This window comes from Dictyobacter arantiisoli (assembly GCF_008326305.1).
GTDB classification, from domain to species: domain Bacteria; phylum Chloroflexota; class Ktedonobacteria; order Ktedonobacterales; family Ktedonobacteraceae; genus Dictyobacter; species Dictyobacter arantiisoli.
The window spans coordinates 59,756-85,451 of record NZ_BIXY01000021.1; the positions used below are offsets into that span (position 1 = coordinate 59,756).

General features: G+C 50.2%; 23 protein-coding genes, 4 tRNA genes and 2 rRNA genes. 19 read left to right on the forward strand and 10 right to left on the reverse strand.

What is annotated here, in order from left to right; genetic code table 11:
- The first annotated feature begins 8 nt into the window (after window positions 1-8).
- The 11 genes from F1593_RS09440 (at window position 9) to F1593_RS09490 (ending at window position 9,853) form a co-directional block, all read left to right on the forward strand.
- Window positions 9-2,039, forward strand: coding sequence for a heme lyase CcmF/NrfE family subunit (locus F1593_RS09440; RefSeq protein WP_149401310.1), 2,031 nt, complete (start codon window positions 9-11; stop codon window positions 2,037-2,039).
- Window positions 2,036-2,644 carry a cytochrome c-type biogenesis protein gene (locus F1593_RS09445; protein ID WP_149401311.1) on the forward strand — a complete coding sequence of 203 codons (609 nt, stop codon included), beginning with the start codon at window positions 2,036-2,038 and terminating at the stop codon, window positions 2,642-2,644. The genes F1593_RS09440 and F1593_RS09445 overlap by 4 nt, the downstream gene beginning before the upstream one ends.
- Window positions 2,644-3,030, forward strand: a complete 387-nt coding sequence (locus F1593_RS09450) for a hypothetical protein (protein WP_149401312.1) — start codon at window positions 2,644-2,646, stop codon at window positions 3,028-3,030. Before F1593_RS09445 ends, F1593_RS09450 begins: the two co-directional genes overlap by 1 nt.
- Window positions 3,008-4,267, forward strand: coding sequence for a carboxypeptidase-like regulatory domain-containing protein (locus tag F1593_RS09455; RefSeq protein ID WP_149401313.1), 1,260 nt, complete (start codon window positions 3,008-3,010; stop codon window positions 4,265-4,267). The genes F1593_RS09450 and F1593_RS09455 overlap by 23 nt, the downstream gene beginning before the upstream one ends.
- Window positions 4,264-5,034: a heme ABC exporter ATP-binding protein CcmA gene (gene ccmA, locus F1593_RS09460; protein ID WP_149401314.1), complete on the forward strand. Its 771-nt coding sequence runs from the start codon at window positions 4,264-4,266 to the stop codon at window positions 5,032-5,034. Before F1593_RS09455 ends, ccmA begins: the two co-directional genes overlap by 4 nt.
- Window positions 5,031-5,720 (forward strand): heme exporter protein CcmB, encoded by a 690-nt coding sequence (locus F1593_RS09465; protein WP_149401315.1) that lies wholly within the window; start codon window positions 5,031-5,033, stop codon window positions 5,718-5,720. The genes ccmA and F1593_RS09465 overlap by 4 nt, the downstream gene beginning before the upstream one ends.
- 67 nt (window positions 5,721-5,787) lie before the next feature.
- Window positions 5,788-6,531, forward strand: coding sequence for a cytochrome c biogenesis protein (locus F1593_RS09470; protein WP_149401316.1), 744 nt, complete (start codon window positions 5,788-5,790; stop codon window positions 6,529-6,531).
- Between the two features lie 20 nt (window positions 6,532-6,551).
- Window positions 6,552-6,704, forward strand: coding sequence for a CcmD family protein (locus F1593_RS28935; RefSeq protein ID WP_216368829.1), 153 nt, complete (start codon window positions 6,552-6,554; stop codon window positions 6,702-6,704).
- Between the two features lies 1 nt (window position 6,705).
- Complete coding sequence (locus F1593_RS09480; RefSeq protein ID WP_149401317.1) at window positions 6,706-7,212, forward strand: DUF3054 domain-containing protein; 507 nt, start codon at window positions 6,706-6,708, stop codon at window positions 7,210-7,212.
- Window positions 7,213-7,450: 238 nt separating this feature from the next.
- On the forward strand, window positions 7,451-8,539 hold the full coding sequence (locus F1593_RS09485) for a DUF4097 family beta strand repeat-containing protein (RefSeq protein WP_149401318.1): 1,089 nt from the start codon (window positions 7,451-7,453) through the stop codon (window positions 8,537-8,539).
- A 144-nt stretch (window positions 8,540-8,683) separates the two neighbouring features.
- Window positions 8,684-9,853 carry a DUF4097 family beta strand repeat-containing protein gene (locus tag F1593_RS09490; protein ID WP_149401319.1) on the forward strand — a complete coding sequence of 390 codons (1,170 nt, stop codon included), beginning with the start codon at window positions 8,684-8,686 and terminating at the stop codon, window positions 9,851-9,853.
- Window positions 9,854-10,136: 283 nt separating this feature from the next.
- On the opposite strand, the gene F1593_RS09495 is transcribed toward F1593_RS09490, so the two are convergent.
- On the reverse strand, window positions 10,137-12,191 hold the full coding sequence (locus tag F1593_RS09495; protein WP_172631990.1) for a S1 family peptidase: 2,055 nt from the start codon (window positions 12,189-12,191) through the stop codon (window positions 10,137-10,139).
- A 541-nt stretch (window positions 12,192-12,732) separates the two neighbouring features.
- Between F1593_RS09495 and F1593_RS09500 the strand changes: the two genes are divergently transcribed.
- The 6 genes from F1593_RS09500 to F1593_RS09525 all read left to right on the forward strand — a co-directional run bounded on the left by F1593_RS09500 (window position 12,733) and on the right by F1593_RS09525 (window position 17,888).
- Entirely contained in the window at window positions 12,733-13,842 is a 1,110-nt protein-coding gene (locus F1593_RS09500; RefSeq protein WP_149401321.1) for a coiled-coil domain-containing protein, read from the forward strand.
- Complete coding sequence (locus F1593_RS09505) at window positions 13,814-15,058, forward strand: DUF2851 family protein (RefSeq protein ID WP_172631991.1); 1,245 nt, start codon at window positions 13,814-13,816, stop codon at window positions 15,056-15,058. The genes F1593_RS09500 and F1593_RS09505 overlap by 29 nt, the downstream gene beginning before the upstream one ends.
- An 83-nt stretch (window positions 15,059-15,141) precedes the next feature.
- Entirely contained in the window at window positions 15,142-15,366 is a 225-nt protein-coding gene (locus tag F1593_RS09510) for a hypothetical protein (protein WP_149401323.1), read from the forward strand.
- Between the two features lie 121 nt (window positions 15,367-15,487).
- Window positions 15,488-16,282, forward strand: a complete 795-nt coding sequence (locus F1593_RS09515; RefSeq protein ID WP_149401324.1) for a pseudouridine synthase — start codon at window positions 15,488-15,490, stop codon at window positions 16,280-16,282.
- 134 nt (window positions 16,283-16,416) lie between these two features.
- Window positions 16,417-17,103 carry a (d)CMP kinase gene (gene cmk / locus F1593_RS09520; RefSeq protein WP_149401325.1) on the forward strand — a complete coding sequence of 229 codons (687 nt, stop codon included), beginning with the start codon at window positions 16,417-16,419 and terminating at the stop codon, window positions 17,101-17,103.
- Window positions 17,100-17,888, forward strand: coding sequence for a lysophospholipid acyltransferase family protein (locus F1593_RS09525; RefSeq protein ID WP_149401326.1), 789 nt, complete (start codon window positions 17,100-17,102; stop codon window positions 17,886-17,888). The genes cmk and F1593_RS09525 overlap by 4 nt, the downstream gene beginning before the upstream one ends.
- A 312-nt stretch (window positions 17,889-18,200) precedes the next feature.
- On the opposite strand, the gene F1593_RS09530 is transcribed toward F1593_RS09525, so the two are convergent.
- The gene (locus tag F1593_RS09530; RefSeq protein ID WP_149401327.1) at window positions 18,201-18,443 is read right to left on the reverse strand and encodes a DUF2630 family protein; all 243 of its coding nucleotides are present in this window, start codon (window positions 18,441-18,443) and stop codon (window positions 18,201-18,203) included.
- Between the two features lie 111 nt (window positions 18,444-18,554).
- Window positions 18,555-22,241 carry a UvrD-helicase domain-containing protein gene (locus F1593_RS09535; RefSeq protein ID WP_149401328.1) on the reverse strand — a complete coding sequence of 1,229 codons (3,687 nt, stop codon included), beginning with the start codon at window positions 22,239-22,241 and terminating at the stop codon, window positions 18,555-18,557.
- Window positions 22,242-22,418: 177 nt separating this feature from the next.
- Between F1593_RS09535 and F1593_RS09540 the strand changes: the two genes are divergently transcribed.
- Complete coding sequence (locus F1593_RS09540; RefSeq protein ID WP_149401329.1) at window positions 22,419-23,126, forward strand: hypothetical protein; 708 nt, start codon at window positions 22,419-22,421, stop codon at window positions 23,124-23,126.
- Window positions 23,127-23,168: 42 nt separating this feature from the next.
- Window positions 23,169-23,954 (forward strand): type III pantothenate kinase, encoded by a 786-nt coding sequence (locus tag F1593_RS09545; RefSeq protein ID WP_149401330.1) that lies wholly within the window; start codon window positions 23,169-23,171, stop codon window positions 23,952-23,954.
- Between the two features lie 97 nt (window positions 23,955-24,051).
- Here F1593_RS09545 and F1593_RS09550 read toward each other — a convergent pair whose 3' ends face one another.
- The 7 genes from F1593_RS09550 to F1593_RS28940 all read right to left on the reverse strand — a co-directional run.
- Window positions 24,052-24,621, reverse strand: a complete 570-nt coding sequence (locus tag F1593_RS09550; protein ID WP_149401331.1) for a hypothetical protein — start codon at window positions 24,619-24,621, stop codon at window positions 24,052-24,054.
- Between the two features lie 198 nt (window positions 24,622-24,819).
- Window positions 24,820-24,893 (reverse strand) — tRNA-Ile (locus tag F1593_RS09555).
- Between the two features lie 77 nt (window positions 24,894-24,970).
- A tRNA-Ile gene (locus F1593_RS09560) sits at window positions 24,971-25,044 on the reverse strand.
- Window positions 25,045-25,082: 38 nt separating this feature from the next.
- Window positions 25,083-25,199, reverse strand: a 5S ribosomal RNA gene (rrf, locus tag F1593_RS09565).
- A 38-nt stretch (window positions 25,200-25,237) separates the two neighbouring features.
- Window positions 25,238-25,310, reverse strand: a tRNA-Ala gene (locus F1593_RS09570).
- Window positions 25,311-25,313: 3 nt separating this feature from the next.
- Window positions 25,314-25,387, reverse strand: a tRNA-Ile gene (locus tag F1593_RS09575).
- 194 nt (window positions 25,388-25,581) lie between these two features.
- Window positions 25,582-25,696 (reverse strand): 16S ribosomal RNA (locus tag F1593_RS28940); the annotation flags it as partial.

Genomic DNA, 25,696 nt, shown 5'->3' on the forward strand with positions numbered 1-25,696 from the left:
GATTGACTGTGTACTTCTCAGATCTCGGCATTATTGCGCTTGTGTTAGCTTTAGGGTTTGCCATTTATACTGTTATCGCCTCGGTCGTGGGAGCGGTGCGTTCCGTGCCTCAACTGGTGGTGAGCGCGAAGCGCGGCCTGCTGGCAGTCACCTTTTTCTTTGTGCTGGCAGCCATAGCATTAATCGTGTCTTTCCTGACGCATGATTTTGGCGTCAACTATGTGGCTCAGCATTCCGATCTCTCGATGCCCTGGTATTTTGTGACTGCGGCTTTTTATGGCGGTCAAGAAGGATCTCTGCTCTACTGGGCCCTGATGCTTTCGATCTTCTCGGCCATCTTTGTGTTTACCTCCAAACGTGCGCCAGCCGCGCTGGTGCCCTATGTGATGGCGACCTTGATGGCAATTGAAATCTTCTTCCTGATCGTGCTGACGGTCATCTCAAATCCTTTTACGCGTTCAACAGTTGCGCCCCACGATGGCGCGGGCCTGAATCCATTGTTGATGGACCCCGGCATGCTAGTGCATCCTCCTACCTTGCTGATGGGCTACATGAGTTTTTCGGTGCCCTTTGCATTCGCCGTGGCCGCTCTGATTACGGGTCAGTTGAATGCCGAGTGGTTGCGCTCGATACGCCGCTGGATGCTGGCTTCATGGATGTTACAGACGGCTGGCCTCTTGCTGGGTGCCTGGTGGGCCTATCATGTATTGGGCTGGGGCGGCTATTGGAGCTGGGACCCCGTGGAGAATGCGGCGCTTTTACCCTGGCTGACGGCGGGCGCGTTCTTGCATTCCACGATGGTGCAGGAGCGTCGAGGCATGTTGAAGGTCTGGAACCTCTTTCTGGTGATTACCTCCTTTGCCCTCTCCATTTTTGGCACCTTTGAGGTGCGTAGCGGACTGATTAGTTCGGTCCACTCGTTTGCCTATTCTGCTATCGGTAGCTATTTCCTGGTCTTTTTGATCATTGTGGTGGTCTTTTCCAGTGCCCTGTTTCTATTCCGTCTGCCGCACTTACGTCCTGAGCAGACATTTGATTCGGTGGTATCGCGTGAGGGTGTCTTCTTACTGAATAACTTTTTGCTGGTCGGTATCACCTTTGCCGTTCTGTGGGGAACGCTGTTCCCATTGATTTCGGAGGCTTTCCAGGGACAGACAATGACGATGGGTCCTCCCTTTTATGATCAGGTGGTGGGTCCGTTGGCGGTAGTGCTGATCCTGGCGATGGGTATTGGTCCTCTGCTTGGCTGGCGGCGTACTTCCGCGCAGGCGCTGTGGCGCAACGCCAGTGTCCCTGCTATCGCGGCGGCTGTCTGTGCGGTTCTGCTGCCAGTGCTGGGGATTACGGATGTGGTGGCCAATATTGGCTTCTCGGTCTGTGCTTTTACGGCTGGAGCAATCTTCTATGAACTCTGGCGTGGAGCGCGCGTACGTCATAGCCATGGTGAGCCATATGGCATGGCGGTATTTATGCTCTTTAAGCGTTACCGTCAGCGTTATGGTGGCTATGTGGTACATCTGGGCATGATCTTATTAGTCGCGGGTATTATTGGTTCGCAGTTCTTCCAGCAGGAGAAGGACGCTGACCTGCATCCCGGACAAGATATGTCGGTGGGTGGCTATACCTTCACCTATCTTGGCAATATCGATGCTAAGGATACGGATCGTGAGACGGTCTCTTCACAGGTACAGATCTGGCACGATGGTAAGCTGATTCAATATGTTTATCCGGGTCGTATTACCTATAGCAGTTATCCCACGCAGCCAACCAGTGCGATTGTGATCAATACCTATGGGGTCACAGATGTCTATATCTATCTGGCGGATTGGCAGGGGGCATCGCAGGCCAAGTTGAGTGTCTTTATTAATCCGCTGGTATCCTGGGTCTGGGCAGGTGGCGTCTTGATGCTGCTGGGAGGATTCCTGTGCTGGTGGCCGACGCGTCGCCGGGCGGTGTCCGCTGTCCGAGCACCTCAATCGACTGCAGTGCCGGAGGCGTCCAGTTCATCCAGTGTGCCTGATGGAGGTGTGATCGCATGAGCAGTATCTCTCGCGTCGCGCCTGCTCCCAGGCAACAGCGCTCACTCTATCTCTTGCTGGCGATTGTGGCCTTTATTGCCGCAGTCTGGTTCTGGCTCTATTTTGCCGTACCAAAGCAGCAAACGCTGGACCAGCATGTGCGCAGCATCGCTTCGCAGTTGCGCTGTCCCGTCTGTCAGGGCGAATCTGTTGCGGATGCTCCGCCACTGATTGCTCAGCAGATGCGGGCATATATTCGTCAGGAAATTCAGGCTGGTGCATCCGATCAACAGATTATCCAGTATCTGTCCAGTCGCTATGGTTCAAACATCGTCTGGGTGCCGCAGTGGCAAGGCTTTACCCTGTTAGCCTGGATCGTGCCGATGCTTTTGTTGCTGGCTGGCCTGATCTTTCTTACACTGGTCGTGCGAGACTGGCAAAACAGTGCCCTGCTGGCACGTGGACAGCCTGTTAGTAACATACGGACCGCCGATGCCACCGCGCTGGTAGAAGGATCTTTCCTCTCAGATGAAGATGCTGAGTTGGAGCGCTATCGTGTACAACTAGAACAAGAAATTGCCGCCGCTGACCCGCTCTTCAGGCGGACGAAAATGGAGGCTGACTGATGGCGCTCGCTATTGCATTTATTCTGGGTTTGTTCGCTCTCGCTTTTGTACTCTATCCACTGGTAAGACGTTCTCGGAGTGAGGATGCATCCTCTGAGCCGTCCGTACCATCGCAGTCGCAAGAGCAGATAGCGGCAGGGCATGAAGACGCGCTGGAACTGATTGAGCGTGAGCAATCCGCCCGGGCGGCAATCCAGGAAGTTGAATTGGACTATCAGCTCGGCAATATAGATGAGCCAGATTATCGCTCTTTGCGTGAACGCTATATGCGACGGGCGTTGACCGCCCTGAAATCCCGCTACGAGCGTGAAGAAGAAATTGATGATGAGATAGAAGAACAGCTACAGAAGTTAAAGGAGTCCTATGAGAAAACTAAGCAAGGCTAGTATCCTTAGCACTCTGCTGCTGGTTCTGGTGTTCTTCATCTGGCAGGCGTCTCCTGCGCGTGCGGCTTCAGCCGAAAAGAACGGGCGTATCTCTGGCGTTGTGGTAGATGGTAGTAACAAGCAAGCACCACTAGTGGATCAATCTGTCACCTTGCAGATGGCGCAGAATAATGCCAGCCACGATGTAAGCACCGTCAAGACGGACAAGACCGGGAAGTTCACATTTCCAACGGTCGATACTGACCAGACTATCACCTATGTGATCTATACGCAGTATCAGGGCGCGCAATATGTGAGCAATGCAATCAATTTTGGCAATAGCACTGCGAAGGCCGTCACCGTCCAGGTTTATGAAGCGACGCAGCAGATGCAGAATATCGCCATTGTGCAGTCCAATGTATTGGTGCGCAATCCTGATCCCGCTAAAGGAATCATCACGATATCGCAAGCCTTCTCCTTCCAGAACTTAAATCCCAAAACATTTGTGGGTTCATTAAATGCCAGCAAAGGTAAGCCAGACGCTCTCTTCTTTTCCTTGCCTGCTGGTGTGCGCAACATCACATTGGGCGCGGGCTTCGCAGGCTATCAGGTATTGCAGATCGACAAAGGCTTTGCCACCAATGCGGCGCTCTTACCGGGCAGCAATGACTTCTCCTTCTCGTATGAGCTTCCCTACACACAATCCAACTATAATCTGAGCTATCAGACGCAATATCCCACGGTCGCGCTCTCCTTCTTGATCGATCCAAATATTCACGCCAGTTCAGCACAACTGACTTCGGCTGGTATCGTAAATGCTAATAACCAGGAATATCATGCCTATAAAGCCACCACGCTATTGCCTGCGCAGTCGACTATCACTATCGCTTTGTCGGGTCTGGCGGTGGCTCGAAGCACCAATGGCTCGCTGGCCTGGAACGCTGGTAGCATCTGGCTGATTGTTGGCATCCTGGTCCTGGCTGCGATTATTGTCATGACCTGGTTTTTATACCGCGCACGCCGTCATCGGGTAGGTCTACAATCCCGGGCTGCGAAGACCTCGGCTGGTAAGGGCGAAAAAGATATCGCGCCAGCGGAGACTCTTGATCCACAGCAAAAGCTCTTGCAGACGTTATTGGCTCTGGATCAGGATTATGCAGCGGGTAAGCTGAATAAAGCTACCTATGAGGAGAAGCGTAATAAAACCAAGGCACGCCTGCGAAGCTTGAAGAGCGAAAAAGAAAGCGTACGGCGATGAGTAAGCTTGCTGATCAAGGCTCACTACTACCAGCGAACACTGAGAGCGCGGATGTGCAGGCTATTGAGGTACATAATCTTAAAAAGAGCTATGCATTCAAGCCGGTACTACGCAATTTATCGTTGACCCTGCCACATGGACAGCGTATGGCATTACTGGGTGCCAATGGAACTGGCAAAACAACGCTCTTGCGTATCCTGGTTGGCCTGAGCAAGGCTGGCTCCGGGACCGTGGCTATTAATGGATGGGATAGTCGTTATGCGTTGCAAGAAATTCGGCAGAGTATTGGTTTTGTGGCGCACCAGCCCTATCTGTATGAAGAACTGACGGTACTGGAGAACCTGTTGTTCTTTGGACAACTTTACGCGGTACCCCGGGCGCGTGAGCGCGCTATGGTGTTGTTGGAGCGGGTAGGGATGGCCAGGCGTGTTAATGAGCGCGTACGGGCGCTCTCGCGTGGACAGGTACAACGTGTGGCCTGGGCAAGGGCATTATTACATCAGCCGTCGCTCTTGCTGCTGGATGAGCCAGAGACTGGTCTGGATCAGGACGGTAGCGTTTTGATTGATACCTTGCTGGCAGAGTATGCCGCGCATGGCGGTAGTATTCTTTTCACGACCCATCAGCTAGAGCGGGCGCTGGCTTTGAGCGATCAGGTGGTGATTATCAATGGTGGTAAGGTCGTTTACCAGCATGAGACCGTAGACCTGACGCTGACCGACTTGCGACAGACCTATCAGGGGATCTATGGAGGGAAACAGGTATGAGGATGACACGTGTGTTTTGTCTCCAGATCTGGGCGATCCTCTGGAAAGATATTCGCTATGAGTTGCGCAGCAAACAGACCTGGTTGGGGATGGGCATGTTTGCCTTGCTGGTCCTGGTCATTTTTAATTTTACCTTTGATCTCCATCCTGATACCGTGGCTGCGATTGCTCCCGGAGCGCTCTGGGTGGCTTTTATCTTCGCCAGTTTGCTGGGATTGGGCCGGACCGTAGCAGCGGAACGCGAGCAAACATCGTTAGATCGTCTCTTGCTGACACCGGTGGATCGCAAAGCTATCTATCTTGCGAAACTACTGGGAAATTTGCTATTTATCGGAGTAGTAGAAATTGTAGCCCTGCCGGTTTTCGCCATCTTATTCAATCTGCCGATCTGGCAAGGCTCGACATTGTTGACATTGATTCTGATTGTCATCCTCGGAGCGTTAGGGATCGCCTCGGTGGGGACACTCTTTTCGGTGCTGGCAGCGGCAACGCAGGCTCGGGAACTGTTATTACCGATCCTTGTGTTTCCGTTAGTTGTTCCGGTAGTTATCAGCGCGGTACGTGCCACTTCTGTCGTGTTGGTACCGTCTGTCAACGAACCACCCTGGCTCAGTTTGTTGCTGGCTTTCGATGTGATTTTTCTCAGCGCCTCAACGCTGTTATTCCAATATGTGATTGAAGATTAAGCAGATCTATCAGGAGACTCATAGCACGCTTGTTCATATAGATTGGTTTCTTCAGGAGTGATTCTCTATGGCTTTAGCGAAACAAATATCCCAAACCACAGATGGACATGTGGTGGGTGGGCAGAGACTGGCGCGACGGCGCTGGCCGTTGGTCTCAGTGATCCTGGGCGTGCTCACCGCACTCACAATGTCTCTTTCCATCTGGCTGATTTTTGTATATACTCCCATTGACGCATTACAGGGAGAGACGCAACGCATTCTCTACTTCCACGTGCCGACCGCCTGGGCTGGTATGCTCTCATTTGTGATCATGGCCGGTCTGGGTATCATTTATCTATTCAAGCCTGATGAGCGACTGGATTGGCTGGCACGTGCCTCGGCGGAAGTCGGCGTCGTCTTTTTGACGATTACTTTGATTCTAGGCGCGACCTGGGGAAAACCGATCTGGGGTGCCTGGTGGGTCTGGGATGCACGCTTAACGGCAACCTTGATTTTATGGTTTATGTATGTTGGTTATCTTATGTTGCGTAGTTATATGGGCCGGACCGTGGAGAGTGCGCGCGGCGGAGCGGTGATTGGAATTATTGGCGCGATTGATGTGCCGATCATCTATCTATCAGTAAATTGGTGGCGTGGACAGCATCCTGTGACCCAGATTGGTACACAGGGAGCTTTACCTCCACAGGCTGTCCTGACGATTATGGTTGCGCTGGTAGCTTTTACCTTGCTCTATGCCTTTATGATGGTGCAGGCCTATCAACTTCAGCGTTTACAAACGCTGGCACAGCGCTTACGTATTCAAGTCGAGTAATAAAAAGAAGGATAGACAGAATGCAAACATATCTGATTGCTGCGTATATTATTGCCTGGTTGGGCGTCTGCATCTATCTTGTTGTGCTGGCGATGCGGATGCGCGGTGTACGAACCGAGTTGGCTGCCGTCGCAGAGCTGGTTCGTGAACAACTGGAACAAAAGGAGCAATAGTATGGCTGTCAAAGGGAAGCAGATAGCTTCTACAGCGGCAATTGCCGCCAGCAAGCCGAGGAACAAAACAGAATCCCACCGCCTCTGGTCGGTGTTGTTAGGTGATGCGCTGGTATTTATCATTTTCGCGGTGATTGGTCGTCAGAGCCACGGCGAGGATACTGGTCTGACGGCGGCTCTACGGGTGATATGGACCGCGTTGCCGTTCGCCCTGGCCTGGTTTCTGATCGCTCCTTTTATGGGGGCTTTTCGACGTGAGTTGATGATCGAGCCTCGTCCTATGGCGAAGAAGACCGCTCTGGCCTGGGTTGCAGCGTGGCCTGTTGGTGTTTTTCTCCATTTCGTGTTTGAGCAGCATGTGCCCACGGTCAGCACAACCGTCTCTTTCGGATTGGTAACGCTCCTTTCCAATCTGGTACTGCTTTTTGTCTGGCGTATTCCATTTGTTTTTACCAATCGTGCAAAAGAGCAGCAAGGGCCAGTTTCATATAAAAGAAAGAAAAAGTAAGTTTTTCCCACTCTGGCATGCTATAATGTTGGTAGAATATCTGTCATGCTCTGTTGAGCATAGAGGTAGACATTGATGCTTCAGAGTGGGGATTTTTGCGTCCTATAGCCATTTTAATATGTGAGGGCATGTCTCTATGTAACCTGTGAGTGTCGTGATAAGGATAGTGTTCTCTCTATAATGCTTGTTGATGTGGATATGTAAGACAGTAGAGATGTTGTAGAAGGTGGGGTTGATTATGGATAAGCAACAATCAGCATTTGAGGATTCTCCTGATGAGCCAGATCCTGCCCATGCACAGTCCGATCCAATTTATGTCGATCCCGATCAGCAGTCGCCCTGGGAGCCCGTTGGTATTGGTGTACCGCCTTATCCTGCTGCTCACCAGAAAAACTTCCGTGAAAGCTTTTTTCATCGACAATTGTTTGGGGAGAAATTAAGTCCCGCTCCGGATGCCTCTCATCTCCGGCTGTTTATCAAGTTCATTCCTCCCGCTATTATTCTGCTCATCCTTCTTTTCTCGCTTGTTGGTGGAGGCAACCTCTTTAAAGAGTTACTTTCTGGCAAAACTATCCAGACGCAACAGCTCTTTGTCAATCAGCCCGCCCATCTTATAGTGCACAGTGCCAGAGGGCAGGTACATATTCATGGTGGGAGTGATGGGAAGGTTACTGTCCGTTCGACAAAAGATAACGCGGGTTGGGATATACGACAGAATACAATGAATGTTGATGCCAGAACAGTTGATGATGGTTATACGATCCTGGTAGATGCCTTTAGCCGGGGCGATGTGCGTGATGCCCAGAGCGTTAATCTAGATATCACGGTTCCTGAGCAGACGGATGTAGAAGTAGAGGCAGTTCAAGGCTCGGTCTATTTGGATAACTTGCATGGAGGTATGCACATTGAGGCCAGCGACTCTATCAATGCGCAAAACATCCATAGCGATCATGCTCCAATTGCTTTCCGCGCGCATAATGGATCTATCGACGTAGACCAGATCGATGGTCAGGTATCGTTTAGCACTGTGCAAGGCCATATCGAGGTTGATGCTGCACATTTATATAGACATTCACGCCTGCATTCGCTGGATGGCAAGATCATCTTTGATGGCAATGTTGATCCAGATGGAACATATAGCTTTACCTCACAAAATGGCGAAGTGGACCTCTCACTACCCTCATCCGCGAGCTTTTATGCCCATGTCTATGCTGAGCATGGGACGGTCGATAATGCATTTAATGGCAATCCGGTTGGTCCGGGACCGTGGGCTCAGGTGAATATTGCCACACAAATGGGCAATGTTGAGATCAATGAGAATAATTGAGCATCAAGACAGAACAGAAAATCATGTCTGTTGTCGCGTCTCATTTTAGTTTTGCGCTTGTCGCTCCGATTAGAATAGCAAAGTTGGTTGGTAGGGAATGAATGCTGCTGTGTGGTCAGTGCACAGCTACTGAAGGGGCAAGCTATGAATAAACAGGAGCCTTCGTATCTTGATGCGGAGCAACAATCCGTTCCGGCAGGTCAGCCATCGAGTGAGCAGTTACAACAGGCAGGGACAGGGACTGATGAGCATGCGGATATGCTTAATCCCCATGCCATTAATGATCCCGAGCCTGAGCTGGCTCAGACCGAAAATACATCGCATGTACAACTAGATGTCACCGCAACTTCCTCCACAGCATCGGCTGTCTCTGAAGCGGCCCCATTGCCGCAACCTGGTTTAGCGGTCTGGCCACCGGTTTATGAACGCCCTGTACCGGATTGGCGTTTTCCACGTTCCGAGCAAAATGCGATGGGGCGTGTCTTGATGATTGTCCTTGCCGTAGCACTATTGGCTGGATTGGTATTTATCGGGCTGCTGAGTCGCCTGGGTTCACAGAGCAATGTTGAGAATTACCTGTTTGATCAAAAGACTCATCAAAAGATTATTATCAATGACAATCAGGGTTCAATACATGTTCACAGTCAATCCAAAGGCCCCTTTGTCTTTCGGGTAACCAAACATTCTGAGGGGATGGGTCTGGGCAGTGTTGGTATGGAGGTCTCGTTTAATCAATATGGGCCAACGATCAGTGTACTGGCACAGGTACAGGCTGATCCCATATTCGTTGGTAGCCGGGGCATTGATATTGATGTCTCAGTGCCATCTACCGCCAGCCTCGAAGTGCACAGTGTGAATGGGAATATCACGTTGACCAATCTTGATGATCAACTGCTAGTCCAGATAGGAACTGGCTCGATTAAGCTGGAAAATAGCCAGGGGCAGATGACCTTGCAGGCGGATAGTGGTACTATCTCTACAACGAATGTTCGTGGTCAATTAAACATAACAAATCATCAAGGAAATGTCGAGGCGCATCGAGTTGCATTACACGGTCAATCGTCTATCAATGCAGGGAATGGAGCTATTGCCTTCGATGGCACACTTGATCGCTCCGGCCATTATCGTTTTATGACTCAGAATGGTCCAATAAATCTGGCCCTCCCGGCTTCATCCGCGTTTCGTTTACAAATAGATGAAGGTTCCGGGCCGTTACATAATCAATTCGGACAACTGAGCCGAGGGACGAATCCTCAGGCCGTGATTGCCGTCAGCACTCAGCACGATATCATCTCATTACATGAAACCAAATAGTTCGCGTTTAGATGACTCATGTAAACACTATGCCCACAATGTTGCAGGGTTTTCAAATCTCTTTTTTGCCGCCTTTCGGCGGCGGGGAGAGAGGAGGAAAGGTGGGGAACACCCCACTCCTCGGCAGAGGGACTGCCGTCCCCCTGCATCCCCAGCAAAACGCTGGTGGCGGCGGGGAGAGAGGAGGAAAGGTGGGGACTATTCCACCCCCCGGCAGAGGGACTGCCGTCCCCCTGCATCCCCAGCAAAACGCTGGTGGCAAGGGGAAGGATTGTATTGTTGATCAGGGGCGTTGCACTCTACGCATTTTGTCTGTTGGCGTTCCAAAATGCTTGGCCGGCAACTCTACCGGGAAATAGGGCAGGTTGTCCTCATCCTGGATATGTTGCTGCTGTTGTGAAGGTGTGTACGGATCAGCTTTTGGTGTAACCCGTACGGTCGTTTCATCGAAGAGCGGCGTTTCCTGATGCTTATCGTCCGCAGGCTTACTTGCTACTTGTTGATAGGTTGGTCGCCACATCGGTGCAGGTGTTTCAGGCACAACAGGATCAGGTTCAACCTGTTCCTGTTCCGACTCTACTGAGTGCACAGACTCCGCAGCTGGTGTTGAGACAACGTTGTCGGTCTGTGTTACCTGCGTGACAGCGTCTTCTGGCATCTCGGATACTGGTACGCCAGCGTTCCCTGTCTGGTACGTCAGGGTAGGCGTGTTGCTTTCCCTGGAGACAGCATTGGCTGCCGAGTGAGCGTAGAAACCATTGCCTGCTGTTTCAGCCATAATGGTTTCAGCGTTGGAAGAGGTCGTATTGCCTGGATAGCCCGCTGGATTCTCTCCATTGCTGGTGGCAAAGCCAGAGCCTGTACCGTTGTTGGAATAGGTTACGTCCGCAGCTGCAAATGTATTGTTGTAGAGATTGTTGACTGGCATATACGGTGTTATCGGCACTGGTTGCTGTGACTGTGGTGCTAACGCGTAAGCTGGCTGTACTTTTTTGCGTTTGAGTAGGAACCACAATAACAATCCCAATAAGACGAAGGTGACCAGTAATCCAAGCAGGGCTGGCAGGAGTGGTGTCAGATAGTCAGGCTGTGCTAGTTCAGGTACCTTTTCATGGCGCGACTGATCAAGTGCATAAGCTACAAAAGGCGTAACAGCCTTGAAGTCTGGATAGTCTTGCTGTAATTTGTTTAAGGATGCATAGGCCTGATGCCAGTGGTTGGGACCGGTTGCCGTATATTGTGTAATGGCCTTTTCCCAGTCCTGTTCAAATTTGCCAGGTTTCAAATCCAGGGAAAGATTATCAAGGAGTTGTCTGGCGCTATTACTGGCCTGTAAAAAGCTTGTGCCAATCGGGGCCTGGGCATCGCTGTTGTAAAAGCTGACCACACCTACGATATGACCCTGTTGATCCAATGCCGGACCGCCGCTATCTCCATGCTCAACGTTGCCGCCAACCTGAATCACAGGTGCTCCGTTAGAGGTGGTTTTGATTGAGCTCACATAAATCTTATTGACCGAAGATGTTAGAAAGGACGTAGGATCAGCACCGGTCCCGCTAGTCAGGTCGCCATTGCCAGGATAGCCGATGATCGTCAATTCATCCTGCTGGGAAACGTTTGAGGAGTCCTCCAGATGGACAGACGGGGTGTTATCCATACTTACATGAATAATTGCCACATCTTTTTGATCAACGGCACTGGTGCGTTCGATTTTATCGACGGCGGCATGGTCGGTGTCTGGCACTTCGGTGAGTTTGGTGGCATCCAACTTACCCGTGTAATCCTGACTGAGATAGACCATGCTTTTAGGGGCATCATACTGCGCGACTGAGCGAAAAATACCATAGGCAAGACTGCTGTAAGCATCCTCTTTCGTATAGGGGGGCTGGGGAGCAAAATGATTATTCACATAGTCGGCTACATCCTGTGCCGCCTCCATTTGTAAGACATTATCCATCGATTTATCATGTGGAGGCTGGATGACGTGATCGGCCGTTAAAATGTCGCCATGAGAGCTAATAAATGTCCCACTCCCAGAGAGGCTGAGACTGTAGCTGCCACCATTAGTGGGAAATATAACGCTTGTTTGACTCGTCAATTGTACCGTCAGACGTCCAGTCAATGTGGTAATAATGCGGACAACTGCTGGTTTAGCAACATCCACTGCCCGTACAACTGGATTTTGAATATTGCCACCCGGTACTGCGTCCGCATTTGCTGACTGTGAAGATGTGCTCAGGGTTAAGATGGTAAGGAATATCAATATACAGGGATAAATAAAGAGCTTTCGCGAATGTGAAGATAAGCAGGTTGATTTCATATGTGTTTTGTTGCCCATTGCGACCTCTTGCTTCTCCATCGAGACAGAAGCACATTGTTTATTTGTGAGTGTAAATATATGTCCATTGGAGCAATATGTTGGTTGTCCGCGTGCATTTTTGCTGAGAGAAATCTGCTATAATTGTATTTGTGCCTGCCTATGTTATGCATTTGTTCGTCTCTCATACACCATGCTCGTTGGTACGTAAACTATCATACTGTACTTTCCAGTTCATGTCCACTATAGCAGTATAAAAATATAAATGGGCTAGCGACGTGTTTGTAGGTTTGTTCTTTTTATTTCATGCTCTGGTTGTCGTATTGCCTTCATATTCAAAGGAGATGTTTACAACCTGCCGCATCAGAAAATAAAGTCCTGACGTTACTTAATATGCTGAAGTTATTGAGGATGTAGCAACATTGCTCTGTATTTATGGTTGGAGGGAAGATGTGAGCATCTATGTTCATGAGAAAGTTGCAAGCCAGATGGAAAAGCCTGGCGCCAGGTAGCAGACTTGATAAGGAAGAGGTAGTTTAAAGATGCAGGAGGGTAATGTACAATGGCCAGTTCTAAATCTTCTGCGCAGGAAGCAAAAGGGAAAATGCAAGGCGACAAGAGTCCTAAGAAGCAACGGAAAGTATTAAACGAGCATATTAAAAAAGCACATGTAGCAAAAGAGAAAGCCATACAGCGGCTACAGAGGCTAGAAGATAAAAAGCAGGTTTTATTGGTTGAGCTTGAACAACTGGAACTGGATCTCTCGGTCCTGCAATCCCGTCTGGCTGCTTTACCAGCGCGCAGAAAAGCCGAATCCAGACAGCAGGAGGGGCGGGTCGAAGTTCATAGTTACGAGATAGATGAACCCTTTACAAGCGAACTCCTGGCAGTATTGAATGCTGAAGATAGTTTGTCATACGCAGAATCTATTGTTCAGGCGCAACAGGCTGAACGTGAGCAATCAGCCAGCCAGTTATCCCAACAAGAAATTATGGATGCCGATGCTCTGGCTCGCGAGGCGCGTCAGATTGCATTAGTCGCAGAAGAGGCGGCTCAACTGGCCGTGGAACGAGCTGTAGCTATTGAGGAGCGGCTGGCACAATCGAGCATTGGTCGCCATTTGCAACAGGCATATGAAGGTGCGGAGGAAGATATTGCCCGAGCACAGTCTTTCGCACGTGAGACGGCCAGATCAGCCCAGGAAACTGATCAATTAGTCTCGATACTATTTCCAGAAACTGATGAAGCCGATGCAACGCGTTTAGTGGGAGAAGCAGCATCATCCTTCGAGGTAGCACTCGATGATCTCGATACATTACTGACGAATGAGACAGAAGATGAAGCTGCGATGACAGTCCTGACCTCCATGATTATGGCTGATGCGGATGCCGATAGTGCTATTGAGCACGCCATTGAATTGTCGTCTTATCGTGTGCTGCCGCAAGATGTACGGGAATTAGTCAGGCAGGCGGATGAAACTTTGCTTCTCGTACGTGAGGCGGTGGAAGCGGGTACTTTGCAGGGTGAAGATGCGGTGCAAGCCCTATGCGCGGCCGAATTGGAAGTGATGTATGCCAATTCACTGCTCCATAGCGCTGAAGAAAAAGGTGTGGATGATGAGGGACATGGGAAGCAGCAGCAGAATGATGATTGGAAGACAGAGCACACATAGCGATTATCGATCAGCATATGCATCTGGGCTGGACAGATATGTGCGTGAGCCAGATTGGCTGTATGAGCGGGATGTAGCACGTGCCTGGTGGTCTTTGCCACTGCATAGCTATATTCCGTTAAGTCGAGGTGGCGCCTGTCAGATAATCTTTGCGGGTCATCCAGGCGGCTCGGCTGGTCCTGATGTGCGGGATGCTGTTCTGCGCTTCTGGCTGCTTCCTTCCTCGACGGAGGAAGGTAGGTTGGAAACACGCTCTGGTGACGTTGAATTTCATATTTATGCCAGCGATTGGTATACACATCAGCATCATACGGATCGGCGTTACAATGATGTCTTGCTCCACGTTGTTCTCATCTGCGACGATGCGCATCCGACCTGGCGTCAGGATGGGATCGTCGTGCCAGTCTGTTCCCTGGGGGATGTTGGTCTGGAGACGTCTCGCCCTGTTCTTTCAAACCTGTTGCAGGGGCATATCTGGCCATGTCAGCGTAATTTAGCCGGAGATGATGAGCAGGAAAGAGATGTGCGTCTGTTACGAGCGGGGCTACTGCGTTTTGAAGAGAAACGTGATCATTTCCTGGAAGAACTGCACACTATCAGTCAGATACAGTCTATTGATGATGGCTATGATAGCTGCTTGCTCCCTGCTCTGGCAGAGGGTCTGGCGTATGGGCGGGATCGTATCCTTTTTCGTGCGCTGGGTAAGCAACTGTTAGCGAGGACGGGGACGATCCCAGAGCCGCTGGGACGCAATCCTGCCCCCTCACCGCTAGATGCTATCCGCTTAGGCGTATTAGCTCGACTCTATCGATGCTGGCGCGTCCCCGGTATCTGGCGTACACTACGCCCGCTTCTATTGTGTCAGGATGATGTCTGTGATCCTGCAACGATCCTTACCACACTACGAGCCCACTTTGGAACCCTGGGATTAAGTCAGGCGCGAACTGACATTTTACTGTGCAACATCGTCTATCCTTTCGCCGCCGCAGTCGCCTTACTCGAACAAAATAGTGTCCTGCTTGAAAGAGCACAAAAACTCTATCTCCACCATCCCGGCCTTTCGTCCAATCGTATCACTCGCATGATGTCTTCCCAACTGCAACTATCGAACCAGCCATGTGGCAGTTGTCGCCAGCAAGGACTCCATCATATTTACCGCCAGACCTGCCGTGAAAAGCGCTGTGATCTCTGTATCATGGCGAAAGATATTCTCTGATGACCATTGGATGCAGAAATGCTGCCACGATTTTAGTCTCAGAGACGTATACCAGGTAAGTAAAGAAAAAGAGGTGTTATGATATGGTTTTTACACAGGCGAATCATCCTCCTTGTCCGCTCTGTAATGCAGATGGGAGCCAGCGTGGATGGAGTGATGCGACCGCTTATGGTCATTCTTTAAAGATTACCAGCGAAGCGCATAAGATCATGGGGTCCGATGTGGCGGCGCTTGTCTGCACCAATTGTGGCAATATACAGTTCTTTGTAAATCCCCAGGATTTCCATAAAGAAAAAGAAGAGGCTTAAGGATTTTTCCTCTGGCCTCACCCACAATTTTTTGCTAGAATTGTGGAAAGCATTGTGTTATTGCAGGATGGGATTGAGTATAAACTCTGTTCATTCGGACCTGCGTGAGGAAAGGGAGTGTATGAGTCAGTCACGTTCACATGGGCAGCAAGATGGCGCGGTCCAGACAGAAGAGATGAGGTTGTCGCGTTTTCTGGCCCAGGCGGGCGTTGCCTCGCGTCGTCATGCCGAAGAATATATTACCGCCGGTCGTGTGCAGGTGAATGGGCAGGTCGTTACCGCGCAAGGGACACGCGTTAATCCAACCCGCGATAAGATCAGCGTGGATGGGAAACCGTTGCAGGCGGCAACGCAAAAGGTCTATATTATGCTCAATAAACTGGAAGCATATGTTTGTACAGCATCCGATCCTGAGGGGCGTCCAACGGTCCTCACCTTATTGCCACCGGAAGTGCGTCAGTTGCGGGTATATCCTATAGGGCGTCTGGATATTGATACGAGCGGTCTCTTATTGCTCACCAATGATGGGGATTTCGCCTTACAACTAACCCATCCTCGCTATGAAACACATAAAATCTATGAGGCTCTGGTGCAGGGTCATCCATCCGACGCCACCCTGGAGCGTTTACGGCATGGTGTGGCGATTCGAGAAGATGATGGTCAATTGTATCAAACATCGCCAGCCGAGGTGAGTGTCTTGAGCGTGAGTTCAACATATACGCGCCTCCAATTGACACTGCATGAGGGGCGAAAACGGCAGATACGCCGTATGTTTAACGTGGTGGGACATCCAGTGCGTAAGTTAATGCGTATCGGTGTGGGTGATTTAACCTTGCAAGGAGTGCCACCAGGGAAGTGGCGCTATCTCACCGAGGTTGAAGTCCAGCAATTAGTTCAGGCTCCGGCCCACAAATAACGTGAATGAATGCGCGCGTATAATGGTTGTTTAATCGTCATATGCGCGTATTTTTTTACATGCAGGCACTCTCATTCAACCTTCGTATGATATAATTCGTTGAGTTATGACTATCATTAATATACGGAGGATTCATGTCTGGGCCACAATGTATAGCGATAGATGGGCCTGCAGGTTCAGGGAAAAGTACAGTTGGTGAACAATTAGCCCGTCAGTTGGGCTACCTCTACGTCGATACAGGTGCTATGTATCGTGCTGTGGCCTGGCTTGCGCTACATGAGGGTGTCGATATCTATGACGCTCCTGCATTAGAAGTGCTTGCACAGCGAGCTGAGATTGTGATTAGCCATCCTCATATCTCCGATGGACGGCAATACACAGTGACAGTCAATGGTCGAGATGTTACCTGGGATATTCGTGATACACAGGTGACGGGCGCTGTTTCAGCGGTCTCTTCACATCCCAATGTGCGCAAGATTTTGATTGCGCAACAGCGGGAAATGGCTCAGCAAGGGCGTGTGGTAATGGTGGGTCGCGATATCGGAGCTGTTGTCTTGCCAGATGCGGAACTCAAGATTTATTTAACTGCAACCCTGGAGGAGCGTGCACGCCGTCGCCATGTTGAGCTGGTTGAGCGTTTTGGAGCTACCAGTCCGCAAGTTCCTTCCCTTGAGGATTTGCAGCGTGGCATCGAGCGACGTGACGATATTGATCATGACAATATGCGACCAGCGATTGACGCCATTGTTATCGAAACTGATTATCTCAGTGTGCCGCAGGTACTAGGCGCGATCTTGCCCTATGTGGAGGATACTGTATGAAGCAGGATATCGATGTGGCTGGTTTCACCCCTAATGCCGGTGAATCAGCTAAGAACGAGCACAAGCAGAAGCCTAAAAAAAACTTATACGAGCCCTATTCAACCCCACGCGTCTTCTACGAATCGATACGCTGGGTGTTCCGTTTTTTGATTGCGTTAGTGGCACGTGTGCATCTGCTCGGACGCTATAACATTCCCAAAAAGGGACCATACATCATTGCAGCCAATCACTTATCCTGGACGGATATTCCTTTTGTGCCAGCCTATCTGCCGGGTAAGGTAGTCTATATGGCGAAGGAAGAAACTTTCTATGGCACATTTGGCTGGCTGGCACGTTTCCTGGGGGCCTTTCCAGTGAAGCGTGGTGAGGGGGATCGTCAGGCGATTCGCGCAGCCCAGGAGCAATTGAAGCAGAAGAAAATATTTATTATTTTTCCTGAAGGGACGCGTAGCAAGACGCATACCCTGGGAAAGGCACACGCTGGACTGGGTATGATCGCGTTACGAGCCGGAGTACCGGTTGTGCCAGTCGCCATCTGGGGCAGTGAGAATACCTTCAAAAAGTTTGGGGCCCATGTGACTATCTCCTATGGTGAGCCAATTTTGTTGCGTCCCAAAGGCGCGAAAATGACACGCGAAGATATTGTTGAAGCCACCGATGAGGTGATGAAGCGTATTGCTGAGATGCTACCTGAGCGCTATCGTGGTGAATATGCCAATGTCATTGACGGTGGCATCGCCACGCCAGCAGTAACCCCGGCAGACGAACCCACAGAACTCAATTAATTGCATGGACATTCCCAACTTTTGAAACAAACGTTCGCTACAATGGGAGTGCAGAGGGCGAAGCCTTCTGCCGGGGTGTGGGGTGTCCCCAAATACCTCTTTTTCTTCTTTTCTTCGCCGCCGCACGCGGCGGCGAGAGGGAGGGAAGAGACCGGGGCACAGCCCCGGACCCCAGGTTAAGGGTTGCACCCTTAACAATCCCGCTTACGTTCGCACCTATGGGATTGCATCCCCTTGCAACCCCGCTTGTAGAGCGGATTGATCATCTGTTCGAAAAATTCGGGATAACTCATGTGTGGTAGTCTACAAGTATTATTGCTTATAGTTTTCTACAATACTGGCATCACGTACTGCAACGTCATCGGGATTAAGTCCTGCATGGCGACGTGCGCGACGCTGGCGTAACAGATCCCAGCACTGATCCAGATCAACTTCTATCTTCTTGACGCGCTCCCGCTGATCACCTTGAATCTTGCCCTCTTCTTCCAGTCGCAAAAGCTCATGTTCTTCATCGACCAGGGTTTGAATATGTTCGAGAATGTTTTTATCGTCCATTTTTTCCTCTGTGCCTGATTGTTTTCAGGTAATGACTATACTGCACAGTGTATACACGTAACGCTGCATCTGAAAAGATACTGGTTACTTCACTGCTAATGATAGCACGCGCTAAGCCGGGCAGATAAAGAAAAAGGGACAGCCTGGACAGCGTTGTGCATCTTCCGGTTGCGCTGGATACGCGTTCTGATCGATACCCTGTACTGCCTGCGCAACTTTTTGATACAGGCTCTGCTCTTTTCTACTGCTTATTTTGATGGGCATTTGTTGATTGGTGCTCAGATTTTGATTGACCAGTTCGATGTTTTGCTCTGGAAAATGTTGGCGTGAGACAAGGGTATATAAGAGTTCCCTTGCTTTTGGTTCAAACTTCTCTTTAGACTTGCCATAGCTGGTGCGAATAAACTTTGCTGGCTGCTCAGGCTGCTCAGAAACCGCTTCAATCCGATCAATAGGCACATGGACCTGTTTACCAGAGACATCGATCATATAGGCCGCACGTTGCGTTGTACGCGTCTCCTCTTGCCTGTCCAGTTGACGTCGCATGGCTTCAAGGATTTCATGGGCGTGCTCTTCATACATCGGCGCGAAGGGTTCGGTATGTCCTCCGGCTTCCTGCCAATGTTGGGTATAGAGTTCCTGCATCTCTTGCTGTGTTGGCAGTTGTGTCAGATCACGTGGGCCATCAAGCTGACGATGCAGTGTCTCCACCGTTTTGCGTACCGCCTGGGTGAAGAGTCGATAGCCATTGGGTTCATATTCAAAATGATAAATGGATTGATAGGCATATTTACGAGGACAATTGAGATAGCTATCAATGGCACTGGCACTCAGGGTAGGTGAGCGCATCGCTGTAATGAAATCCGTACCGAGTTGCCTATCTCCTGGAAGCAGTTCCAGCTCTTCATCCATGCTGGATGGTGCGCCTGACTGACTCCATTGGCGTTGTATCATGCGTTCGGCTGGTAGTCCTTGCTCTAATATTTCCAGGTAGCGGGAGTTTTGATACCGTTGCCTGCCGTAACGTTCACTATAGCTAAGGATCAAATGATCACGGGCACGGGTGATACCAACATAGAAGAGGCAGGCTTCACCTATATCATTGCCATTGGAGGTCGATGGATAAAGCATCTCTGTGAGCGCAGGTGTTGCGTTCGGGCGTGCCTGCGCTGGAAAGCGACGTTGCATCAAGCCAGGCAGATACACCACCGGAAATTCTAATCCCTTGCTGCCATGGACCGTCATGACCGAAATTGTATCCGCGCTGACATCCTCACTATTCTCCTGCCGATTGCTGCTATCCTGTCGTAAGAGAGCAAGCAAGCTGAGATATTCAAGAAAACCTTTGGCCTGTTCTTCGAGAGAAGGAGTATAAGGAGTATCGGGCAGGCTATCCTGTTTGGCTTCTGGCTCAGGGCTGGCCTGTGCTTGCTCACGTTGTTGGAGTAATGTTACTTGCTGATCATAATGACGTGCCAGTTGTAGCAATTGTTGATAATTCTCTAGTTCGGCGACGCTGCTTTTATCATCTGGCCGCGTAAGAAGATCACGAATGATATGTGTCTCGATCAAGAGATATTGTGCCAGCAAGGACCAGACACTGGTACTTCTTATCAGCGCCTGAAGGATCTCCGACAGGCGTGACAGCGCATGATGTCCCTCAATGCTGATGTTTAAAGGGATTTCACCTGTCATCAGGAGGGAGCGAACATTTTTTTGCGGTCCGCGTGCAGCCAATAACAGGATTTCTATATCGCTCTGACTCAGGCGATGTTCAGGCAAACGGGCGGCTCGCAGTAATCCCATCCCGCTACTATTCGTAAGCAAGAGCAGAATCGAGAGGACATCTTTTATATATTCCTGTTCCAGCATGCCTCCCTGCTCAATAACTGGCAGGTTCTCTGCAGCCAGAGCCTGCGTAAACTTTTTTGCCTGATTGCGGGTTCGACAGAGGATCACCATATCCTTATAGGCATACCCCCGGGTATACTTCTGGCGAATATCCGCGATAATGCCAGCTATTTCGCCTGGTTCATCGGGTGCGCTGGAAATAGTGACATAGGCATCCTTTTCATCCGGGCGTATGGGATGATTTTTAATAGCCTGCTGGCCCGGTTCCAAATGTTCGGCGCGGAAGGTCTCTGCCAGCCTGACCAGATCGGGACGTGAGCGATAGTTGCGGCTCAAGGGAAGCACATATGCATGTGGGAAGTCATGTTCAAATTGATTGATATTGGCAGGCGAGGCTCCCCGAAAACCATAAATAGCCTGATTAGCGTCGCCCACGACCCACACTCGACGCGCTTCGCCCGCCAGCACTCGCAGGAGTACACCGCTGGCACGGTTGACATCCTGAAACTCATCGACCAGAATATGTTCGAAGCGCTCATGTTGTACCCGCAGAACATCTGGATGTTCGCTGAGGAGCTGGATCGTTAATGTCAGCAGACTCCCATAATCCGCATCGCCCCGACGCTGTAATTCTTGCTGATAGAGGGCATAGATCTGGGCCACCTCCTCGGCTTTTTCTGCATTTTTCATGGCCTCCTCATCCAGCGCTTGCGCCTTCATCTGACGAGCCAGCGCGGCATACTGTTCGGGCGACACCAGTTCATCTTTGGCGCGTGAGATAGCCTTGAGCATATCTGGAAAATAAAAAGTAGGTGCCTGTAATAAACGATAATGCTGTAGCTTCATCGCGTTGGCCTGGCGATGGAGCATACCATAGCCTTCAGCCTCATCGACCAGCGTAAAATCAGATCGGAGTCCTACCAATGTCCCATATTGACGCAAGAGATCAGCGCAAAAGGCATGAAAGGTACTGATAGTAGGTCTTTCATGCGGAGAAGCATTGGCAAGCAAGGGTTCTAAACGCTCTGTCATTTCACGCGTTGCTTTACGCGAGAATGTAAGCGCCAGAATACGCTGTGGCGCGACCTGTTGTGCATTGATCAAATATTCTACCCGACCAATCAACGTACTCGTCTTGCCACTCCCGGGACCTGCCACAACCAGGGCCGGAGTTGGAGCCTCAATGGCAGCTTGTTGGAACTGATCATAGCGTTTTTTAGCTGGCGCAGGAGGACGTGGAGACTCAGGCTGTACTCTATTGCTGGCAACTGGCGTTGTAGCTGCTGCAGGTTGTGTATCCAGTAAGGTCATTAAACGATTGAGAAGTGCCGTTTGCGAGACATGAAAGCGTGTCGCCAGCGTATGTGCGGGCACCTGTTCCGGTAGCGCTGCAGGCGCGAAATACAGGGTATGAAGTCTGGCAGTTGGGATCAGCAGTTCGGCGGCGAAAATATTGGCGGCTAACTCGCGTTCGCTGCGAGGATCATAGCCGTGGCCGCCGAGTTTATCCTGTATCTGTTCCTGTTCCAGTAAACTGGCCATATCTTCCTGAATATCGGTATCATGGCAAGGTGCCAGACGTGAAAGCGCGGGGAACAGATTGTGTTGATAGTCAGCATCATCCATATCCAGAAATGACATCAGTCGGCGTCCATCCTGGCAGTGTAACAGGGCATGACCTATTTCATGTGCCAGGGTAAAGCGGCGAAACGTTTCAGGTAAAGCGCGCCGTATCCAGATCAAATCTTCATCTTCATCGGCATCCATGAACCCAAAGGTACCACTCGCATAATCACGTGCATCAAACGTCGCCACAGACAGTCCAAGCCAGACCGCCAGATCATCGACAGGGGTGGCATCATCAGTCCATAAAGGATGTGCTTTCTGATATTCAGTCAGTACCCGGTGGGCGACAGCCCTGGCCGTCAGACGTATTGCAGTATCCAAATTATGCTCCCAGCAGACAGAAATAAGAGAGGTGATTACACCTTATTTTACCACATTTTAGTATATAGCTGGCTTATTTTCAGGTGAGGACTCAACCTTTTTCCAAAAAGGATTATTGTCTGATATAATAGTTCAACATACACAACGCTGTCATATTCATTGGCAAGGAAACGCAAAATGGACGCTGAAGAGATTCTCGCACGAACAAATGAAGATGCAACTACTCCAGAAAACTGGGCTGTCTTCTCTTTACAGAAAGGGAAACTGGTCTGGGCGCTCGTTGGATGGTTGCTCGGTGTGCTTATGGGTGCTGGCTTGTTAGCCATTATTATTCCTATTGTAATCCCAAACAATTATGAACGTGGCATAGCTTCAATTATTTTAACAACTATCCTCCTTGGAGTGCTTTTATTTATCATGTTTGGAAGCCTGGGCATGTTCATTGTTGACCTGCAGCGCTTACGGCATCCAAGGCTGCATAAGATCGTCTTGACTGAAACAGATTTTGTCAAGCGAGAAGGCGCGAAGATCATTCAAGTTCCGCTAATCAACGTTCGTCATGTGACTGCGCGCGGACGTGCCCCTGTTGATCGGACCATCCCGACCGCTACGAGCGTCAGCAATATGCAAGGCGCGGGTGAGAATCTGATGGGCTTTGTCTTTGGCCGTGGCACGACTGCAGCAGGCCAACGTCAGGCGCAGAAGCGCAAGCGCGTTCGCACTCCAACCTCGCTCGCTTTTCTCGATGATCGCACCGACACTGAAGTGACGGTTGTAAATGATAACGCCTATGGAGATCCTTACACCATTGCCGCCATTATCAAGCAGTTTGTTGTTTCCGCTCAGGCCGAGGCAACTGCTCAGGTCAGTGATGTATCGCAATAAATCAACAAGGCTGTTGTATGTATCCCAGAGAAGGGAATCGCTATGTTGCTTGCTCTCGATATTAGCAATACCAACATCAAATTTGGTCTCTATGAACAGGATGTGATGGCATACCACTGGGTTATCTCTACGGTGAGGCAGCGTACCGCCGACGAGTATGCGATGATTTTCAGCGACTTGTTGCGCCATGCTGGTCATAGTTTGAAGGATATTGATGACATCATCATGTCCAGCGTTGTGCCGCCTTTGACCCCTGTTTTCCAGGATCTGGCCTTGCGCTATTGTGGTCATGAAGCTACAGTCGTGAATTATACCCTTGATCTGGGTATTCGCTTACTGGTTGATAATCCCTGGGAGGTAGGCTCGGATCGTATCATGACAATCATTGCAGCCCATCATCTCTACGGGGGGCCAGCGATCGTGATCGCGTTCAGTACAGCGACCACCTTTGATGTTGTCTCTGCCGATGGTGATTTCCTGGGTGGAGCGATTGCTCCTGGCTTAGCGATCTCGGCGGAGGCGTTAAGTAGCGCAGCCTCCCAGCTCTACCGGGTTGACATAACGCCACCACGTGCGGCATTAGGGAAAAATACGATAGAGAATATGCAATCCGGCATTATCTACGGCCATGTGGGTCTGGTACAAGGACTGATTGTGCGTTTGCGGCAAGAGATCCCGAATGTTACCAATGAGAATGAGATTAAGATTGTGGCGCATGGTGGCATGGCACAACAGATGGCCCCGATTATCCCCGAAATCCAGTACGTCAACCAATATCTGCCCCTCGAAGGTCTGCGCTTGATATATAATCGTTTGAAGAAGCGCTAAAGTGCACGAGAGCAAACTTGCGGCTCACGTATGAGACAATGGTGCTATGTGAGCCACAAGCAAGCAATGATTTTATGAGTAGAGCTGGAAAAACAAGTTATCTAGATGGTGGCATTTCCTGGGGTGGATATTGCTCCTGTGGATGCTGTGCTGGCGGATACTGTGCCTGTGGATAGTCGTACGTCTTGCCGCCCTCCTGATAGTTTTCTTGATAGTTTTCTTGCGGTTGCTGTGGTGCCTGGTATCCTTCCTGATACGATGCATCTGGCTGCGGCTGATAAGGCTGATAAGGCTGATAAGGCTGATAGGGTTGTTGTGGCTGGTATATGCTTTGCTGATTAAAGAAACTCCCGCCCAGGATGCCAGGTCCCATGGAACGAAGCAGGGAGCTTAAAATTGCCATGACAGCAAAAATGATCAGCATTCCGGGCCACCACCAATCAAATAATGCGCATGAGGCCATCCCCAAAAAGAAGACGAAGCCTAAAATGCCTCCATAGGCTCCCCATCTGCCATTAATTGTACCGGCGGCACCGAAGAGTGATGACAGGCCCAACCCGACAAAAAATAGTGGTAAGAAGAAACCCTGGGATAGAATTGCCAGCACTAAAAAGAGCATGAAAAGGCCGCCTGCCAATCCCTGGTAGGGACGATGTTGTCGATACATCGAATGACTCCTTTTTTGCATATAACAAGAAGGTCGTCTCCGTTATTCCACTGTAATATGTACTATAAATAGTGAGTTTTAGCAATGGATAAAGGATCGATCATTGTATGTACGAAGTTCTTCTTTATCAGGTTGCAGGTATTTTCGTTGAGCTGGCGCAAAAAAAAGAGATGGTACACTGTACCATCTCTGATTGAGTGGGCTTTCCTGGACTCGAACCAGGGACCTCAGTCTTATCAGGACTGCGCTCTAACCACCTGAGCTAAAAGCCCGTAAGCGTTTTCTGTTATTATTTGCCTGAACGCCAGCCAGCGAACAATAAAAAATCAAACATCTTGTGTTTGATGGGTGGGCTTTCCTGGACTCGAACCAGGGACCTCAGTCTTATCAGGACTGCGCTCTAACCACCTGAGCTAAAAGCCCGCTTGTCTTATCTCTTTGGCTGCCCATACAAGCGGGTGGAATGGCGACGTCTTATTTTCCCACGCAGTTGCCCACGTAGTATCATCAGGGCTGAAAGGCTTAACTTCCGTGTTCGGGATGGGAACGGGTGTTTCCCTCTCGCTAAAGTCACCATGCCACCCGCGTGTACAAGCGGCATATGGGTAATCCAAAATGGAGATGAGGAGACTCGAACTCCTGACCTCCGCCGTGCAAAGGCGGCGCTCTACCAACTAAGCTACATCCCCATATGGGCTTTCCTGGACTCGAACCAGGGACCTCAGTCTTATCAGGACTGCGCTCTAACCACCTGAGCTAAAAGCCCGAAGTATTTCTATCTTCGTATTGCTTCAGAACGAATGTACAAACTTGAACAACTAAAGAGTGGTAAGGCTGGGCAGACAAACACCAGTCTTTGACAAGCTCGATAAGTCTCTTACTCCGAAAAGCAAGACCGACCTAGGAGGTGGATGAGCATAAAACGTCTTTCATTGAAAGACACCCATCAAAACTCCCTAGAAAGGAGGTGATCCAGCCGCACCTTCCGGTACGGCTACCTTGTTACGACTTCACCCCAATCACTGACCCCACCCTCGACGCTTGCCTCTCTTGCGAGTTAGCCCGGCGGCTTCAA

Coding starts and splice junctions, on each gene's coding strand:
- F1593_RS09445 (WP_149401311.1), top strand. CDS start 2,036: ATGAGCAGTATCTCTCGCGTCGCGCCTGCTCCCAGGCAACAGCGCTCA.
- F1593_RS09450 (WP_149401312.1), top strand. CDS start 2,644: ATGGCGCTCGCTATTGCATTTATTCTGGGTTTGTTCGCTCTCGCTTTT.
- F1593_RS09455 (WP_149401313.1), top strand. CDS start 3,008: ATGAGAAAACTAAGCAAGGCTAGTATCCTTAGCACTCTGCTGCTGGTT.
- ccmA (WP_149401314.1), top strand. CDS start 4,264: ATGAGTAAGCTTGCTGATCAAGGCTCACTACTACCAGCGAACACTGAG.
- F1593_RS09465 (WP_149401315.1), top strand. CDS start 5,031: ATGAGGATGACACGTGTGTTTTGTCTCCAGATCTGGGCGATCCTCTGG.
- F1593_RS09470 (WP_149401316.1), top strand. CDS start 5,788: ATGGCTTTAGCGAAACAAATATCCCAAACCACAGATGGACATGTGGTG.
- F1593_RS28935 (WP_216368829.1), top strand. CDS start 6,552: ATGCAAACATATCTGATTGCTGCGTATATTATTGCCTGGTTGGGCGTC.
- F1593_RS09480 (WP_149401317.1), top strand. CDS start 6,706: ATGGCTGTCAAAGGGAAGCAGATAGCTTCTACAGCGGCAATTGCCGCC.
- F1593_RS09485 (WP_149401318.1), top strand. CDS start 7,451: ATGGATAAGCAACAATCAGCATTTGAGGATTCTCCTGATGAGCCAGAT.
- F1593_RS09490 (WP_149401319.1), top strand. CDS start 8,684: ATGAATAAACAGGAGCCTTCGTATCTTGATGCGGAGCAACAATCCGTT.
- F1593_RS09495 (WP_172631990.1), bottom strand. CDS start 12,191: ATGGGCAACAAAACACATATGAAATCAACCTGCTTATCTTCACATTCG.
- F1593_RS09500 (WP_149401321.1), top strand. CDS start 12,733: ATGGCCAGTTCTAAATCTTCTGCGCAGGAAGCAAAAGGGAAAATGCAA.
- F1593_RS09505 (WP_172631991.1), top strand. CDS start 13,814: ATGATGATTGGAAGACAGAGCACACATAGCGATTATCGATCAGCATAT.
- F1593_RS09510 (WP_149401323.1), top strand. CDS start 15,142: ATGGTTTTTACACAGGCGAATCATCCTCCTTGTCCGCTCTGTAATGCA.
- F1593_RS09515 (WP_149401324.1), top strand. CDS start 15,488: ATGAGTCAGTCACGTTCACATGGGCAGCAAGATGGCGCGGTCCAGACA.
- cmk (WP_149401325.1), top strand. CDS start 16,417: ATGTCTGGGCCACAATGTATAGCGATAGATGGGCCTGCAGGTTCAGGG.
- F1593_RS09525 (WP_149401326.1), top strand. CDS start 17,100: ATGAAGCAGGATATCGATGTGGCTGGTTTCACCCCTAATGCCGGTGAA.
- F1593_RS09530 (WP_149401327.1), bottom strand. CDS start 18,443: ATGGACGATAAAAACATTCTCGAACATATTCAAACCCTGGTCGATGAA.
- F1593_RS09540 (WP_149401329.1), top strand. CDS start 22,419: ATGGACGCTGAAGAGATTCTCGCACGAACAAATGAAGATGCAACTACT.
- F1593_RS09545 (WP_149401330.1), top strand. CDS start 23,169: ATGTTGCTTGCTCTCGATATTAGCAATACCAACATCAAATTTGGTCTC.
- F1593_RS09550 (WP_149401331.1), bottom strand. CDS start 24,621: ATGTATCGACAACATCGTCCCTACCAGGGATTGGCAGGCGGCCTTTTC.